Genomic DNA, 16,442 nt, shown 5'->3' with positions numbered 1-16,442 from the left:
CGGAATGGTTGATAAAGATGTCGATTGACAATGGGCAGCTGGATCGGGGCTTCGCGGCACTCGGTGACCCGGTCCGCCGGGCGCTGATCGCACGGCTGTCCCGCGGCGAGGCGACGGTGAACGAGCTGGCCGAGCCGTTCGACATCACCAAGCAGGCGATCTCGCGGCACCTGCAGGTCCTGGAGACCGCCGGCCTGATCACCCGCAGCCGGGACGGCCAGCGCCGGCCGTGCCGGCTCAACCCGGCCGCCCTCGAAGCGCTGACCAGCTGGATCGACGACTACCGGCTGACCGCCGAGCGGCAGTTCCGCCGCATCGACGCCATCCTCGAAACCGTGAAGGAGCAAGACTCGTGAGCACCAACCCCACCACCATCACCGCCCCGGCCGGACTCCCGTTCATCGAGGTGACCCGGGACTTCGACGCCACCCCGGCCCAGCTGTTCCGGGTCGCCACCGATCCCGACCTGGTGACCCAGTGGCTCGGCCCGCGCAACCTGGAAGCCGAGGTCGTCGAGTACGACGTACGCCCGGGCGGGCGTTACCGCTACATCCACCGCGACGCCGACGGCACGGAGTACGCGTTCCGCGGGGTCTTCCACACCGTCGAGCAGGACGCGCTGGTGATCCAGACCTTCGAGTGGGAAGGCGCTCCGGGCGAGGTCTGCCTGGAGCGGGCCAGCTACACCAAGACCGACACCGGCGTCCGCCTGCACACCCAGACGGTGTTCCCCTCCGTCGCGAGCCGGGACGCCGCCGTCGAGAGCGGCATGGAGTACGGCATCCGCGACTCCTACGACCGCCTCGCCGAACTGATCGGCAAGGAGCAGTCATGACCCGGGTGGTGGTCGACATCTCGATGTCGCTGGACGGTTACGTGACCGGCCCCAACGTCGGCATCGGCAACGGACTGGGCGACGGCGGCATGGCCCTGCACGACTGGGTCTTCCACGGCAACGCCGACGACCAGGCCGTGCTGGATGCCGCCTTCGAAGCGACCGGCTCGGTCGTCCAGGGCCGGAACCTGTTCGACATCATCGACGCGCCCGGCGGCTGGAGCGACGAGATGGGGTACGGCGCCAAGCCGACCGGCGGGGTGAATCCACCCGTCTTCGTGGTCACCCACTCCGCGCCGGACAACCCCCGGCTCGGCGACCGGTTCCACTACGTCACCGATGGAGTCCGGAGCGCCGTCGAGCAGGCCCGAGCAGTTGCCAACGGCAAGGATGTCGTGGTGATGGGCGGCGGCCAGGTCTGCCACCAGGTGCTCGCCGCAGGGCTGGCCGACGTACTGCGGTTGCACGTGGCAACCGTCGTACTGGGGGACGGGACCCGGCTGTTCCCGGCCGAGCCGTCCGAATCGGTGCAACTGGAGCTGGCCGAGTCGATCTCGACTGCGGCAGCCCAGCACCTCACCTATCGCGTCGTGAAGGAGAAGTAGCCATGGGCAACGTCATTGCCGCGGCCGTCGTGTCGCTGGACGGGTTCGTCGCCGATACCGAGGACCAGGTCGGCCCGCTGTTCGACTGGTACGGCAACGGCACGGTCGAGGTGTACGGCACCGACCCGGGCCGGCCCTTCAAGGTCAGCCAGGCCAGCGCCGACTACATCAACACTGCCTGGAAGAAGGTCGGGGCCGTCCTGTGCGGGCGGCACCTGTTCGACCTCACCAACGGCTGGGAAGGCGTCCCGCCGTTCGGCGAGCATGTCGTCGTCGTGACGCACCAGCCGCCCACCGACTGGCCGTTCCCCGATGCGCCGTACACCTTCGTCAGCGGGATCGAGGAGGCCGTCGCGAAGGCGAAGGAGCTCGCCGGTGACCGCGACATCTCGCTCGCGGCGGGCAACCTGACCGGCCAGGCGCTGCGGGCGGGGCTGGTCGACGAGCTCTCGTACAACCTCGTACCGGTGATCTTCGGGACCGGCAAGAGCTTCTTCGGCGACTACGCGGGCGACCAGATCCGGCTGGACGACCCCAAGGTCATCGAGGGCGACCGCGTCACTCACCTGCACTACCGGGTCAGCAAGGGATGAGCCGCGATCACGGTCCGGGACCCGGGCGCCACCTCGGTGAAGCCCGCGTCCTGGACCACCGGCAGACCGCTGCCCTGCAGGGTCTGCCACTGGGCCGGGCTCGCAGTCCGTACGGCGAGCGCGAAGTCCGCCGCCGCCCATTCCTTCCGCTCCTCGGGTGACAGTTCCCACCAGGCGAGTTGCGCCGCGTGGCCGCATTGGGCCATCGCCTTGCCGCTCGACATCTCCAGAGCCGGATTGATCCACAGCACCGGCAGCCCGGGCTCGGGTGCCGGCAACTCCTCCGGATCCTCGAAGTCGGTCCCGCTGACCTGCAGCTTGGCGAGATCCTTCGGTACTTCTTCCAGCGGTACCGGCGGGAAGACCCGTACTTCGGCCGGTGAGTCCCCGGCGGCTCGTCCCGTCACGGTGATTCCCGGCAGCGCTTCGGCCCGACGCCACTCGGCGCCGCGAGCACGTCGTACCACCTTTCGGATCCGGGCGTCCTGCCAGCCGGCCATCGCCTCGGCCCACTCCCCCTCCCCGACCGACCGGTCGTCGGACAGGATCGCGAGCACCGCCCGCGCCGCCGTCTCCAGCGCATCGGTCTGCGCCGGACGCGCACCCTTCTCGACCCGGACCACCAGCGTCAGTACGTATTCCACGCTGTGAGTGTCTCAAGCCCGCCGTGCCCGCTCAGCGGACGCTGCCCCGCTGTCCGTCGTGCCGCACCCGGCGGGCCTTCGGGTGGCTGTTAGTTTGACCGCATGCGGCAGTATCTCGAGCTTCTCGATCACGTCCTGACCAACGGTGTCGAGAAGGGGGACCGGACGGGGACCGGCACGCTGAGCGTGTTCGGGCACCAGGCGCGGTACGACCTGAGCGCCGGATTCCCCGCGGTGACCACGAAGAAGCTGCATCTGCGGTCCGTCGTCGGCGAGCTGATCTGGTTCCTCAGCGGCTCCACCAACGTGAAGTGGCTGCAGGAGAACGGCATCAGCATCTGGGACGAGTGGGCCGACGCGGACGGCGAGCTCGGGCCGGTCTACGGCTCGCAGTGGCGCTCCTGGCCGGCTCCGGACGGCCGGCACATCGACCAGATCGCCGCCGTCATCACCTCGATCAAGCAGAACCCGGACTCCCGCCGGCACATCGTCAACGCCTGGAACGTCGCCGACGTGGACCAGATGGCGCTGCCGCCGTGCCACACGATGTTCCAGTTCTATGTGGCCGACGGCCGGCTGTCCTGTCAGCTCTACCAGCGGTCGGCCGACATCTTCCTCGGCGTACCGTTCAACATCGCGTCGTACGCGCTGCTCACGCACATGGTCGCCCAGCAGACCGGTCTCGAGGTCGGCGACTTCGTGCACACCCTCGGCGACGCGCACCTCTACCTGAACCACCTCGACCAGGCGAAGCTGCAACTGACCCGCGAGGCACGGCCGCTGCCGACGCTGGAGCTGACCAAGCGGGACTCGATCGACTCCTACGAGATCGCGGACGTGCGGCTCATCGGCTACGACCCGCACCCCGGGATCAAGGCGCCCATCGCGGTATGACGATCATCCTGATCGCCGCGGTCGGCGCGAACGGCGTGATCGGCCGCGACAACGACCTGCCCTGGCGGATCCGCGAAGACCTGCAGCACTTCAAGCAGCTGACGCTCGGCCACACCCTGGTGATGGGCCGCAAGACCTACGACTCGATCGGTCGCCCGCTACCCGGCCGCCGTACGGTCGTCGTCACCCGCCGGCCGGACTGGTCAGCCGACGGTGTCGAGGTGGTGAACGATCTCGAGACCGCCCTCAAGCAGGACGGCGACCTCTACGTCGCCGGCGGCGGCGAGATCTACCGCCAGGCCCTCCCGTACGCCGACCGCCTCGAGCTGACCGAGGTCGCCCAGTCCCCCATCGGCGACGTCACCTTCCCGGCCTTCGACCCCGCCGACTGGACCGAGACCGCCCGCACCCCGCACGACGGCTTCACTTTCGTCACTTACGACAGGGCCTGATAACGGTCACAGGACGTTGGTGTCCGGTGGGCCGGGAACCGCGTAGATTGTGTGCGCGTCACGGGTGTGACAGGGGATGCGGGCGCCGGCTCGCGAGTAGGCCACCGGAGGGGAACGACGATGACCGAAGCTGACAACACGCAGGGCGCCGCGGCAGCGCAGGCTGCGCCGGTGCAGGCGCCACTGCAGCCGCCGACGGCTACCGCGCCCGGACTGATACTGACCGCGCCCGCACCGACACAGCCGGTCGCCGCGACCGCAGCGCCGAGTCTGGCCCCCGCGGTCGACCCGGCCGCGCTGCCGGGGCTCGACTCCAAGGTCGACGGGTTCCTGACGTCGTTGATGTCGGCCGAGCCACGCTCGCCGGAGTTCGCCCAGAAGGCCGGTGACGTCCGCAGCATGGGCGACGTCGACATCCGGCACGCCGCCGAGAGCTCGAACCGGTTGCTGCAGTCGCCGGTGAAGGCGCTGACCAGCGGCGGCCTGTCCGAGGGATCGACGGTCGGCAAGACGCTGCTCGAACTTCGCCGTACGGTCGAGAACCTGGACCCGAAGGAAGCCACCGGCGCGAAGAAGCTGCTCGGGATGATCCCCTTCGGCGACAAGATCGAGGACTACTTCCGCAAGTACCAGAGCGCGCAGAGCCACCTCGAAGGCATCCTGCACTCGTTGCGCGACGGCCAGGACGAGCTCGGCAAGGACAACGCCGCGCTCAACCTGGAGAAGCAGCAGCTCTGGGACGCGATGGGCCGGCTGAACCAGTACGTGTACGTCGCCGAGCGGCTGGACGCCCGGCTGTCCGCGACGATCGCGGAACTGGAGGCGACCGACCCCGAGAAGGCCCGCGCGCTGCGCGACGACGTTCTCTTCTACGTCCGGCAGAAGCACCAGGACCTGCTCACCCAGCTGGCCGTGTCGATCCAGAACTACCTGGCCATCGACATCGTGATCAAGAACAACATCGAGCTGATCAAGGGCGTCGACCGCGCCTCCACCACCACGGTCTCCGCACTCCGTACGGCGGTCATCGTGGCCCAGGCGCTCGGCAACCAGAAGCTGGTGCTCGACCAGATCACCGCGCTGAACACGACCACCAGCGGCATGATCGAGCGGACCTCGCAGATGCTGCGGGACAACTCGGTCGCGATCCAGCAGCAGGCCGCCTCGGCGACCATCGGGCTGCCCCAGCTGCAGGCGGCGTTCGCGAACATCTACGCCACGATGGACGCGATCGACACCTTCAAGGTCGAGGCGCTGGACAACATGGCCGCCACCATCGGCACGCTGGAGAACGAGGTGACCAAGTCCCGCAGCTACCTGGACCGGGTCGCCCAGCAGGACCAGCGGGTCGTCGCCGGCACCCTCGACCTCGGTCGCTGAGAGCCCGGGACCGTGAAGCGGGGGACGGTACTGCATGGCATTGGGTGACTTCTTCGCGCGGCTGACCGGCCGCAAGGCGGAGCCCGAGCCTGCCCCGATCCCGCGCGCACCGACCAACGACGATCTGCTGGCGGCGCTGGTCCGGGTGGAGCAACTCGTTGCCGACGGCGCCGTTCCGGCCGTGGTCGCCTCCCGGGTCGCCCGCGTCGTGCGGATCGTCCGGGAGACCATCCCGCGGCTGGGCAACCTCGGTGGCAGCGTCCAGGCCTACAACGTGATGGCGACCGCGACGGACTACTTGCCGGAGGCAATCGGTGGGTACCTGCGGCTGCCCCGGCAGTGGGCGGACAGCCGGCCGGTGGACCGCGGCAAGACCTCGCTGATGATCCTGATCGACCAGTTGGACCTCTTGGGCGCGACGATGGACAAGGTGTTCGACGCGGTCAACCGGGCCGACGCGGCCGCGCTGATCGCCCATGGCCGGTTCCTGCAGGAGAAGTTCGGGACCGGATCGACCGGTGGGAGTCTTGCCCTCGGCAACACTCCGTCGACGCCGGCGCCGGATCTGCCACCCGGTTCAGGACCACTGCAACCACCACCAGGACGAGGAGGGGCATGACCAGCGCGGGGGGTACTTCGCTGCAGGAAGCGCTGTCGGCCCTGCTGGCCGTCGCTGCTCGGGCCGGGGTGCAAGAGGAGTCGGCGAGAGCCGAAGGACTGTCGCTCGCTGCTGCGCTGGCCGAGTCGGCTCCGGGAGCTGCGGTCGACTGGGCTGCTGTATCACCCGGCACTGACACCCAGGACTTCTTCGACGCCGCAGTACGCGGCCGGAGATGGCGTGGCGCGCCAACCGCAGTACTGACTGATCTGATCGCACAGGGTTCAGCAGAGAAGATCCCGTACGCCGAAGCGCTCGCTGAGCTCGCCTCTGCTGCTTGCAGCCTTGGCGAGCCCACGATGCGCGTCATCGGCAATGCGTCGGTCGCAGCTGCCGCGCAACTCCAGGCAGCGGGTGCACGGCAGCTCCAGGCCGGCGGCCCGGTTGCGAGCCCGACGGCGAGCGCGCCGACCGCCGCAGTACAGGCGGAAGCCAAGCCGGCTGTCGAAGCTGAGCCGGTACCGGCGCGCACTGTCGAAGAGCTGCTCGCCGAGCTGGACGAACTGACCGGTCTGGCGAGCGTCAAGCGCGAGGTGCACCGGCAGGTCGCCGTACTGCGGGTCGAGAAGCTCCGTGCCGAAGCGGGGCTCAAGAGCCCGACCATTACCCGGCACCTGGTGTTCGTGGGGAATCCCGGCACCGGCAAGACCACGGTGGCGCGGCTGGTCAGCGGGATCTACAAGGCACTCGGCCTGCTCTCCAAGGGCCAATTGGTCGAGATCGACCGCTCCGAGCTGGTCGCCGGCTATTTGGGGCAGACGGCAACGAAGACCGCCGAGGTGGTCGCCTCTGCCGCTGGTGGGGTGCTGTTCATCGACGAGGCGTACAGCCTGACCGCCGGCGAGCTGGGCGCCGACCAGTACGGCCGGGAGGCCGTCGACACGCTGGTGAAGGAGATGGAGGACCGGCGCGACGACCTGGTCGTCATCGTCGCCGGGTATCCCGAGCCGATGGAGGACTTCATCGCCGCGAACCCCGGACTGGCCAGCCGGTTCCGGACCACGATCGCGTTCGAGGACTACTCCGACTCCGAACTCACCGACATCCTGACCGGGCTCGCCGAGGCAGCCGACTACGAGCTGACACCGAACGCGCTGGACCAGTTCAAGGTGATCCTGGCGTCGACGCCGCGGAACCGCTCGTTCGGCAACGGCCGGTTCGCCCGCAACATGCTGGAGGCGGCGATCGGCCGCCATGCCTGGCGACTTCGCGACGTGACGGCACCCAGTACCGATCAGCTGCGTCAGATCCTCCCTGAGGACCTGACCGACGAAGCACCCGCCGAAGCAGCCGAGACCGAGGCCGAGACGAAGGCCGAGCAAGCCGAAGCAGCCGAGGCCGAGACGAAGGCCGAGCAAGCCGAAGCAGCCGAGGCCGAGACGAAGGCCGAGCAAGCCGAAGCAGTCGAGGCCGAGGCCGAGCAAGAGGAGCAGGCGTGACCCAAACCACCAGCGCGCCCCCAGTCATCTGGTCGCCGCCGCCTCCACCGTCCGTGGCCACCGCCCCGGCCGGTACGCCGCGGCGCGCGCGACCGAGCGGCGCGATCCAGACCTGGTTCGCCGGCACGCCGGGCCGGATGCGGCTCGTTCTCATCATCTCGGCCGCGATGGCAGTCCTGTTCGGTCTCGCCGCGGCGCAAGGGTTCCGGGAGTCCGACGGCGCTCTGAAGCGCGCGGAAGCGAACACTGCCCAGCTGGTCCGGATCCAGGGAATCCACACGAACCTGGTCAGCGCGAACGCCGACGCCACCAACGCCTTCCTGGTCGGCGGCCTCGAGCCGCCCGCCCAGCGACAGCACTTCGTCGACTCGATGGCGCAGGCCTCCAAGCTGATCACCGAGGCCGCCACCGCGCAGCCGGCCGACCAGGCCGCACTCGGCCAGCTGAACACCACGCTCCTGACCTACCAGGGTCTGGTCGAGCAGGCCCGCGCGAACAATCGGCAGGGCCTGCCGATCGGTTCGCAGTACCTCAAGGACGCCAGCGCCTCGCTGCAGGAGGACTCGCTGCCGCTGCTCGACGCACTGGTCAAAGCCAACGAGTCCCGGGTCGGCACCGAGTTCGACGGCATCGGTAACGGCAACTACTGGCTGATCATCGGCGGTCTGGTCACGCTGCTGGTGCTCGCCTACGCCCTGTGGTGGCTGGCGAAGCGGACGCACCGCTACCTGAACCTGCCGATCGCCGCCGCAGCCGCACTGGTGCTGCTGACCATGGTCGTCGGCGGTGCCGCGCTGTCGAGCGCGGGCAGCAAGGCGAAGGACACCAGAGGACATGCGTACGCCGACACGCTGGCGCTGTCCCGAGCCCGGATCGCGGCGTACGACGCCAAGTCCAACGAGAGCCTCACCCTGATCGCTCGCGGTTCCGGCGAGGCCTTCCAGACCGCCTGGACCAAGTCCGCGGCCGAGGTCGACAAGCAGCTCGCGATCGTGGCTGCGACCAGCCCCGCGGTGCAGACGCCCTGGAACCAGTACAAGGCCATCCACGCCACGATCCGCGACCTGGACGCCAAGCAGGGCAAGTGGGGCGACGCGGTGGCCAGGTCGGTCGGCACGAACACCGGCACCGATGCGGGCACGATCTTCGGCGACTTCGACGAGGCGTCGGCCGCCAGCCTGGGCGTGACCAGCACGAAGGTCAGCACCGAACTGTCCGACGCCCGCAAGGGGCTGCCCCCGATCGGCTGGCTCGGCCTGCCCATCGGGATCGTCGCCGCACTGCTGGTGGCCTGGGGCATGTCTCAGCGACTGGGGGAATATCGATGAAGAAGCAGCTGATCGCGGCCGGTGTGGCCGCCGCACTGCTCGCCCTGACGGCCTGCGGCTCCAGCAGCTACGAGGCGACCCCGGTGCCCACCAAGCCGGTTCCGGTCGAAACGCCTCCGGCCCCTGGCACGCTACCGCTGAAATGCGACAACGCGTTGGCCTCCTACGCCCCCGAGGGTGCCCTCCCCTCGCCCGACCAGTTCCCCGCCGGCTCCTACATGGCGCAGATCAAGCAGCGCGGCCGGCTGATCGCCGGCGTCTCGGCCGACAGCCTGCACCTCGGCTCCCGGAACCCGATCAGCGGAGACATCGAGGGCTTCGACATCGACATGATCAAGGCCGTTGCCCAGGCCCTCGGCGTCCCGGTCGAACTGCGGGTCATCTCCAGTCCGCAACGGCTGCCCGTCCTCATCGACGGTTCGGTCGACATCGTGGCCCGCAACATGACGATCAACTGCGATCGCTGGAGTCAGATCGCCTTCTCCGCGGAGTACTACCGCTCCGGCCAGAAGTCGCTGGTGCCGCTGAGTTCGACCGCCAAGAGCCTCAACGACCTGCCCCCGGGCACGGCGATCTGTACCCCGACCGGCTCGACCAGTTACACGAACCTGCGGAAGAACTTCCGGCTCCTCAAGGCGGTCACCGCCGACACGGACGGCGGTTGCCTGGTGCTCTTCCAGCAGGGCAAGGTCTTCGGCATCAGCGGCGACGACACCGTCCTGGCCGGCGACGCAGCGCAGGACCCGTACGCGCGGGTGATCAAGGGCGAGCGGTTCAGTGACGAGCCGTACGGCCTCGGGATGTCCAAGAAGCACCCGGAGTTCGTCCGGTTCGTCAACGGTGTCCTGGAGCAGATCAAGGCCGACGGCCGCTGGAAGGCGTCGTACAACAAGTGGTTCGCGGCCGATCTCGGTCCCGCGCCGGCTCCGCCCAAGGCTGTCTACGGACGAGTCCCCGAATGACAGTTCGTACTCCGACGGCAGTCGCGCCTCCGCCGCCAGGGCGGATCGGCAGCAGCATCCCCGCGAAGGATCTGCTGGCGTTCCTCGATGCCCTGGGGACGTGGCGGGACCGCCGCAGGGCCGAACTGGACGAGCTCGACCAGGCCGCCCTGCAGGCCGAGGACGCCGACGCGCTCAGCGCCGACGTCGTCCTGGCGATGGCGGTCTGGAAGGCAGTGTCGGATCGGTACGAACTGATCCTCGTCACCTGGGACTCCGGCCGGGTCGGCGCGACCGAGACCGAGCGGATCTCGACGCTGATCTGGGGCGGTCTGGACACCGGTGGCGCGAGCGGGTCGCTCGCCGTTTCGTTGCCTGAGGCATGCACTTTGTCGGACGCGCTGGCCGCCACGCTCCGGTCCAGGCTGGCACTGGAGCCGGGCGACGCGGATCTCGCCGCGCGGCTGCGGCAGCTTCGCGCCCAGGTGGAACGGATCAGTGACCTGGTCAAGAACGAGCCGGCGATCAGCCGGAACGAGGCGATCGCGACCCATCACGACCTGGACCGCCGGGTCACCGACCTGACCGAGCGGGCCAAGCGTGGCGCGGATGTCGGCGGCCTGATCGGCTCGCTCGAGATGGATGCCGCCCGCACCGAACGGGACCTGATCGTCGGTGGCGCCACCCGCCGGGAGCGCGCTGCCGACGTGGCCCGCGCCCGCGCAGTACGGACCGAGCTGGAAGCGCAGGGGGTCGCAGTACGGGCTCTCGCCGATCGATGTGTCGCTGCGGTCACCCCGGCGCCGCGCCTCGGCGTACCGGATGTCACTGCGCTCGGGCCGGTGCCGAACACGCCTGCTGAGCTGGAGAAGTACCTGACGCGGCTGGACGCAGTACGGCGTGCGCTCGGGCAGGCGCAGTCGGCGTACGGCGCCGCGCTGGAACGCCGCGACGAGTTGGCCGCACGGCTGGACGCCTACAGCGTGAAGGCGGGCAGCGTCGCGCGGACCAGTGGAACCACCGAGGACCTTGCCGAGCTCTACCGGCGCGGCCACGACGTGATCGACACCGAACCAGTGGACCTGATCCGGCTCGGCGCGCTCGTCGCGGCCTACCAGGCCTACCTGGACACCAGTCTTGCCGCCGACCCGCACTCCGGTCGCGCCACAGGAGGGACGACATGACGAACATCGCCTGCACCCAGCCAGGCTGTACCGGCTCGATCGTTGACGGCTACTGCGACGTCTGCGGTTCACCCGCGGCAGCGGCCCCAGCCAGTGCGGCCAGTGCTGCCAGTGCTGCCAGTGCTCCCGCAAGCGGCGCCTGTGCTCAGCCGGGCTGCTCCGGCACGATCGTCGACGGCTACTGCGACGTCTGCGGCGCTCCTGGTGGAGCCGCCGCCTCACCGGCGCACGAGCCGATCAGCTCGCCGTCGACCGTCTCCCGCGCCTCCAACCGGCTGGCCTCCACCCCCCTCGGCTCGGCTCGCGCGACCCAGGCCGGCTCCAAGCTGACCCGCCGGCTCGGTACGTCGTCCACCCGGCTGCGCGGGGCGCGGCTGGGTGCCGGTCTGACCCATGTCCCGCCGATCCCGCCGATCGACGCGAGCAAAGCGATCCTGGCGAACCCGATGGTTCCCGAGGACCGTCGCAACTGCCCGAAGTGCGGCAACCCGGTCGGCCGGTCCCGCGGCGATCAGCCGGGCCGCACCGAGGGCTTCTGCCCGAAGTGCCGCAGCCCGTTCTCGTTCTCGCCCAAGCTCAAGGCGGGCGATCTGGTCGGCGGCCAGTACGAGGTGGCCGGCGCGCTGGCGCACGGCGGCTTCGGCTGGATCTACATGGCGCGGGACCTGAACGTCCAGAAGCGCTGGGTCGTGCTCAAGGGCCTGCTGAACTCCGAGGACCCCGACGCCGTCGCGGCCGCGATCGCCGAGCAGCAGTTCCTGGCCCGGGTCGAGCACCCGCTGATCGTCGAGATCTACAACTTCGTCAGCCACGACGGCGCCGGCTACATCGTGATGGAGTACGTCGGCGGTACGTCGCTGAAAACCCTGCTCAAGCAGCGGATGGAGGCCAACGGCGGCCGGTACAACGCGCTGCCGATCGACCAGGCGATCGCCTACATGCTGGAGATCCTGCCCGCGTTCTCCTACCTGCACGACCTCGGCCTGGTCTACTGCGACTTCAAGCCGGACAACATCATCCAGGTCGGCGACGCGGTGAAGCTGATCGACCTGGGCGGCGTACGCCGTATCGACGACGCGGACTCCGCCATCTACGGCACGGTCGGCTACCAGGCACCGGAAGTGCCCGAGGTCGGTACGTCGGTCGCCTCCGACATCTTCACCCTCGGCCGTACGCTGACCGTGCTGGCGATGGAGTTCCGCGGCTACCAGTCGACGTACCTGTCCTCGCTGCCGCCGGTGGCCGACGTCCCGCTCTTCCAGCAGCACGACTCGGTGTACCGCTTGCTGCTGAAGGCGTGCGCGAAGGACCCGGCCGACCGCTTCGTGTCCGCCGACGAGTTCCGGGTCCAGCTGCTCGGCGTACTGCGTGAAGTGGTCGCGTCGCAGCAGAAGAGTGGCGCAGCGCAGCATTCCGCGTCGTCGCTGCTGTTCGGCAGCCCCGGCGACCTGGCCGGCGGGCTGGGTGAGGCCGCTCCCCCGTGGCGGCGGTTGCCTTCGCTGTTGCCGGACGAGACCGACAAGCAGGCCGGCTGGTTGAAGACGGTGAGCGTCCCGGATCCGGCCGCGCGGCTGGAGTTGCTGGTCAACGCACCGGAGCAGTCGCCGCAGGTGTTGCTGGAGATCGCACTGGCGGCACTGGAGTCCGGGCAGTACGACATGGTCGACACCGCGGTGTCGGACCTGCTCGCGGAGGACCCGTGGGAGTGGCGCGCGGTCTGGATGTCCGGGCTCGTCGCGCTGGCCCGTGGAGACAACGCTGCTGCCCAGTCGGCTTTCAACGCCGTCTACGGCCAGGTCCCCGGTGAGCTGGCACCGAAGCTCGCGCTGGCCCTGTCCTGCGAGCTCAGCGGCGAGTACGACGTGGCCGAAGGGCTCTACATCACCTGTGCCCGGACCGACGCCAATTACATCGCACCGTCCGCGTTCGGCCTGGCCGCGATCCGCTCCGACCGCGGCGACCTGGACGGGGCCATCGCGGCGGTCGACCTGGTACCCCCGACCAGCGGCGCGTACATCCGGGCTCGTCGCCAGCGAGCCGGTCTGCTGGCAGGATCAGGACGTGGACTCCCCGCCCTCGCGGAGGCCATGGGCAGTATCGAGTCGCTGACGATCGACCCGGCCGACCGGGCCCAGTTGTCGGCGAACGTGTTCCGGACCGCGCTGGACGAGGTCCTCGGCAACGGCCCCCAGCCCGGCGTGCACATCGCCGGACGGGCCGCCACCGAACCGGAACTGCGGGACGGCCTGGAGGCGGCCTACCGTGAGCTGGCCGGGCAAGCGCCCAGCCGGGAGGAACGGATCGCCCTGGTCGACCAGGCCAACGAGGTTCGAGGATGGACACTGCGATGACTTCGACGACCGGCACGACGAGTACGACCTGTCCGAGCTGTGGCGGGCCGATCGGCGCCGCCGACCGCTACTGCGAGGCCTGCGGGGCCGAACTGTCGCCTGCTGCCACTCCAGCGACGGCCGCGATCGACACCGACACCGAGCCGACTGTGGAGCTCAACCCGTCCGCGGCCCGCTCGGCGGAGGCTCCGCCCGGCCCCTGCCGGTCCTGTGGCGGCGTCGTCGGTGACGACAGCTACTGCCAGACCTGTGGGACCAAGGCAGCCAAGCCGCGCGACCACTTCAGCGAGCAGCCGGCGCCGTGGGTCGCGGCCGTCTGCGATCGCGGCATCCGGCACAGCCGCAACGAGGACGCCGTGGCCGTCTCCGCCGACGCCGAGCCGGGCAGTAGGGCACAGCTCGTGGTCTGCGACGGCGTGAGCTCCTCGCTGGACTCCGACGTGGCCAGCCTGGCCGCAGCGCGTGCCGCTCGCGAAGTGCTGGCCGCTGGTCATGCACAAGGGATGGGCACCGAGTCGTCGCGGAACAGCGCGGTGGTCGCCCGCTTGAAGGCAGCCGCGGACGCCGCGAACGACGCAGTACTGGCGAACACCAGCCCGGACAGCCCGAATCCGGCTTCCTGCACGTTCGTCGCCGTCGTCCTCGAGGGCGACCTGCTGGTGGCGGGCGTGGTGGGTGACAGCCGGGCGTACTGGTTCCCGGACAACGCGGAGCCGGTTGGGCTCACCGTGGACGACTCCTGGGCCGCCGAGCTCATCGCCACCGGCGTACCGCGGCAGCAGGCCGAGACCGGCCCGCAGGCCCACGCCATCACCCGCTGGCTCGGCAAGGACGCACCGGACCACACTCCCCGCACCACGACCGTCAAGGTGGACGGCCCGGGATGGCTCGTGGTCTGCTCCGACGGCCTGTGGAACTACTGCTCCGAGGCGGCACCACTGGCCGACCTCGTACGTCAGACCGCTGCGGCCAACCGTGGCGAGCCTCTGGCCACCGCGTCCGCATTGGTCGACTGGGCGAACGCCCAGGGCGGCCAGGACAACATCACCGTCGCACTGGCTCGTCTGTGATCGCCCGTCAGCTTTGTAGAAAGGACGCCTGAGATGGCCGAGTTCTCCGCCACCGTGTACCAGAACGAGTTCCTGCCCGACGGCGGCACCGACGTGCACGCGATCGTCACGGTGTCCTGTACCGGCGCGGGTGCGGCCGGCCAGTCCGGCAGCGGTGACGCCGGCGAGATCATCATCGTCGACACCTCCGGCTCGATGGGCGCCGAGGGCATCCGGGCCGCGGCGTACGCCGCCCAGACCGCGCTCGACCAGATCCTCGACGGCGTCTGGTTCGCCGTCATCTCCGGCAACGACCGGGCCCAGCTCGCTTTCCCGCCGTCGCCCGAGCCGGTGATGGTGCGGATGGACCAGTTCACCCGGCAGGCCGCCAAGGACGCCGTCGCCCGCTTCTACGCCGACGGCGGTACGGCGATGGGCACCTGGTTGCGGCTCGCCGCCCGGGTCTTCGCGACCGTGCCGTCGCTGTCGCAGAAGCACGCGATCCTGCTCACCGACGGCGAGAACCAGCACGAGACGCCCGAGGTGCTGTCCGCGACGATCGAGGCCGTCACCGGTCAGTTCCAGTGCGACTGCCGCGGTGTCGGCGTCAACTGGCAGGTCGCCGAGGTCCGCCGGATCGCGACCGCGCTGCTCGGTACGGTCGACATCATCCCCGCCCCGGACCAGCTCGCCGCGGAGTTCTCCAAGCTGATCAAGCAGGCGATGAGCAAGGGTGTCGCCGGTGCCGACATGCGGGTCTGGGCTCCGCAGGGCGCACAGGTGCTGTTCGTCCGCCAGGTCGCTCCGACCGTCGACGACCTGACCTCCCGGCGTACGGAGGTGAACGCGCTGACCAGTGCGTACCCGACCGGCTCCTGGGGTGACGAGTCGCGCGACTACCACGTCGCGATTCGCCTTGCTGCCAAGGGAATCGGGCAGGAGCAACTCGCCGCCCGGGTCCAGCTCGCAGTCGGCGACCAGGTCGTCGCGCAAGGCTTGGTGAAGGCGCTGTGGTCCAACGACGAGGCGCTCACCACCCGGATCAGCCCGGAGGTCGCGCACTACACCGGCCAGACCGAGCTCGCCGACGCGATCCAGGAGGGCCTGGCCGCGAAGGCCGCCGGTGACACCGAGACCGCGACCACCAAGCTCGGCCGCGCGGTCCAGCTCGCCGCCCAGACCGGCAACGAGGAAGCCACCTCGCGGCTGCGGAAGGTGGTCGAGATCGACGACCAGGACACCGGCACCGTTCGACTGAAGCGCAGCGTCGAGAAGGCTGACGAGATGGCGCTCGACACCGCGTCCACCAAGACCACCAGGGTGAAGAAATGAGCTCAGTCACCTGTCCGAGCGGACACCCGTCCGTCTCCACGGACTACTGCGACGTCTGTGGACTCCCGATCGGTGCTGCGGCCACCCCGGCCGCCGCGTCCGTCCCGGCCCCCGCAGTGGCGGCACCGGCGGCGACGACCCAGGCATGCCCGAACTGTTCCGAGCCTGCTGCCGCAGACGCCTTGTTCTGCGAGAACTGCGGCTACGACTTCACCACCGGCACCATGCCACGGCCGGCCTCGCCGCTGGACCTCGGTACGCCCCCACCGGTGCCACCCGCGCCGCAAGAGGTCGCTGACTGGGTCGTGGAGCGCTGGGTCGACCCCGACTGGTACGCCGTACAGCAGAGCGACGACCCCTGCCCCTCCCCCGGGCTGCCGGTGGTCATCCCGATCACGGCCAAGAGCGTGCTGGTCGGCAGGCCTTCGAAGAGCCGCGGGATCACCCCGGAGATCGACTGCGGCGACGACACCGGCGTGAGCCGCCGCCAGGCCCAACTCACCACCGACGGCCAGCGCTGGTGGGTCGAAGACCTCCAGTCCTCCAACGGCACCTTCGTCGGCCAGGCCTCCGACCCCCTCCCCGAAGACCCGATCCCCCCGGGCCAACGCCGAGAACTCACCGGCGACGACCGCGTCTACGTCGGCGCCTGGACCCGCCTGGTAGTCCGCAAATCCACCCCAGAAGAACAAGCCGGCCAGGCTTAGCTCTCCATCTGCTCCTGAGCTACAGACTGTGTAGAGCTGGAGGCGCTCGC

At 69.6% G+C, this 16,442-nt stretch carries 17 protein-coding genes; 16 read left to right on the top strand and 1 reads right to left on the bottom strand.

Annotated features, from left to right (window positions below; translation table 11 throughout):
- The first annotated feature begins 17 nt into the window (after positions 1-17).
- From EV138_RS22920 to EV138_RS22905, 4 genes are read left to right on the top strand one after another with little or no spacing between them, the layout of a single operon-like run.
- The gene (locus tag EV138_RS22920; protein WP_133980848.1) at positions 18-356 is read left to right on the top strand and encodes an ArsR/SmtB family transcription factor; all 339 of its coding nucleotides are present in this window, start codon (positions 18-20) and stop codon (positions 354-356) included.
- Positions 353-835 carry an SRPBCC family protein gene (locus tag EV138_RS22915; protein WP_133980847.1) on the top strand — a complete coding sequence of 161 codons (483 nt, stop codon included), beginning with the start codon at positions 353-355 and terminating at the stop codon, positions 833-835. Before EV138_RS22920 ends, EV138_RS22915 begins: the two co-directional genes overlap by 4 nt.
- Positions 832-1,440 carry a dihydrofolate reductase family protein gene (locus tag EV138_RS22910; protein WP_133980846.1) on the top strand — a complete coding sequence of 203 codons (609 nt, stop codon included), beginning with the start codon at positions 832-834 and terminating at the stop codon, positions 1,438-1,440. Before EV138_RS22915 ends, EV138_RS22910 begins: the two co-directional genes overlap by 4 nt.
- 2 nt (positions 1,441-1,442) lie before the next feature.
- Positions 1,443-2,033: a dihydrofolate reductase family protein gene (locus EV138_RS22905; protein ID WP_133980845.1), complete on the top strand. Its 591-nt coding sequence runs from the start codon at positions 1,443-1,445 to the stop codon at positions 2,031-2,033.
- On the opposite strand, the gene EV138_RS22900 is transcribed toward EV138_RS22905, so the two are convergent.
- Positions 2,012-2,677 carry a peptidyl-tRNA hydrolase gene (locus tag EV138_RS22900; protein WP_133980844.1) on the bottom strand — a complete coding sequence of 222 codons (666 nt, stop codon included), beginning with the start codon at positions 2,675-2,677 and terminating at the stop codon, positions 2,012-2,014. The genes EV138_RS22905 and EV138_RS22900 overlap by 22 nt on opposite strands.
- Positions 2,678-2,779: 102 nt before the next feature.
- On the opposite strand from EV138_RS22900, the gene EV138_RS22895 reads away from it, so the two are divergent.
- The 12 genes from EV138_RS22895 to EV138_RS22840 all read left to right on the top strand — a co-directional run bounded on the left by EV138_RS22895 (position 2,780) and on the right by EV138_RS22840 (position 16,392).
- Positions 2,780-3,571, top strand: a complete 792-nt coding sequence (locus EV138_RS22895; protein ID WP_133980843.1) for a thymidylate synthase — start codon at positions 2,780-2,782, stop codon at positions 3,569-3,571.
- On the top strand, positions 3,568-4,023 hold the full coding sequence (locus EV138_RS22890) for a dihydrofolate reductase (protein WP_133980842.1): 456 nt from the start codon (positions 3,568-3,570) through the stop codon (positions 4,021-4,023). Before EV138_RS22895 ends, EV138_RS22890 begins: the two co-directional genes overlap by 4 nt.
- Before the next feature lie 120 nt (positions 4,024-4,143).
- The gene (locus tag EV138_RS22885) at positions 4,144-5,403 is read left to right on the top strand and encodes a toxic anion resistance protein (protein WP_133980841.1); all 1,260 of its coding nucleotides are present in this window, start codon (positions 4,144-4,146) and stop codon (positions 5,401-5,403) included.
- Positions 5,404-5,437: 34 nt separating this feature from the next.
- Complete coding sequence (locus EV138_RS22880; protein ID WP_133980840.1) at positions 5,438-6,022, top strand: hypothetical protein; 585 nt, start codon at positions 5,438-5,440, stop codon at positions 6,020-6,022.
- The gene (locus tag EV138_RS22875; RefSeq protein ID WP_133980839.1) at positions 6,019-7,500 is read left to right on the top strand and encodes an AAA family ATPase; all 1,482 of its coding nucleotides are present in this window, start codon (positions 6,019-6,021) and stop codon (positions 7,498-7,500) included. Before EV138_RS22880 ends, EV138_RS22875 begins: the two co-directional genes overlap by 4 nt.
- A complete protein-coding gene (locus EV138_RS22870) occupies positions 7,497-8,828 on the top strand; it encodes a GlnX family signal transduction membrane protein (RefSeq protein ID WP_133980838.1) in 1,332 nt (443 codons plus the stop codon). Before EV138_RS22875 ends, EV138_RS22870 begins: the two co-directional genes overlap by 4 nt.
- Entirely contained in the window at positions 8,825-9,790 is a 966-nt protein-coding gene (locus EV138_RS22865) for a glutamate ABC transporter substrate-binding protein (RefSeq protein WP_133980837.1), read from the top strand. Before EV138_RS22870 ends, EV138_RS22865 begins: the two co-directional genes overlap by 4 nt.
- Complete coding sequence (locus tag EV138_RS22860) at positions 9,787-10,953, top strand: hypothetical protein (RefSeq protein WP_133980836.1); 1,167 nt, start codon at positions 9,787-9,789, stop codon at positions 10,951-10,953. The genes EV138_RS22865 and EV138_RS22860 overlap by 4 nt, the downstream gene beginning before the upstream one ends.
- Positions 10,950-13,304, top strand: coding sequence for a serine/threonine-protein kinase (locus EV138_RS22855; protein WP_133980835.1), 2,355 nt, complete (start codon positions 10,950-10,952; stop codon positions 13,302-13,304). The genes EV138_RS22860 and EV138_RS22855 overlap by 4 nt, the downstream gene beginning before the upstream one ends.
- On the top strand, positions 13,301-14,374 hold the full coding sequence (locus EV138_RS22850; protein WP_238158296.1) for a PP2C family protein-serine/threonine phosphatase: 1,074 nt from the start codon (positions 13,301-13,303) through the stop codon (positions 14,372-14,374). The genes EV138_RS22855 and EV138_RS22850 overlap by 4 nt, the downstream gene beginning before the upstream one ends.
- Positions 14,375-14,407: 33 nt before the next feature.
- Positions 14,408-15,685 (top strand): vWA domain-containing protein, encoded by a 1,278-nt coding sequence (locus EV138_RS22845; RefSeq protein WP_133980833.1) that lies wholly within the window; start codon positions 14,408-14,410, stop codon positions 15,683-15,685.
- Positions 15,682-16,392 carry an FHA domain-containing protein gene (locus EV138_RS22840; RefSeq protein ID WP_133980832.1) on the top strand — a complete coding sequence of 237 codons (711 nt, stop codon included), beginning with the start codon at positions 15,682-15,684 and terminating at the stop codon, positions 16,390-16,392. The genes EV138_RS22845 and EV138_RS22840 overlap by 4 nt, the downstream gene beginning before the upstream one ends.
- Positions 16,393-16,442 lie beyond the last annotated feature (50 nt).

Source organism: Kribbella voronezhensis (genome assembly GCF_004365175.1).
Classification (GTDB): domain Bacteria; phylum Actinomycetota; class Actinomycetes; order Propionibacteriales; family Kribbellaceae; genus Kribbella; species Kribbella voronezhensis.
This window is presented reverse-complemented; position numbering and strand designations above follow the sequence as displayed.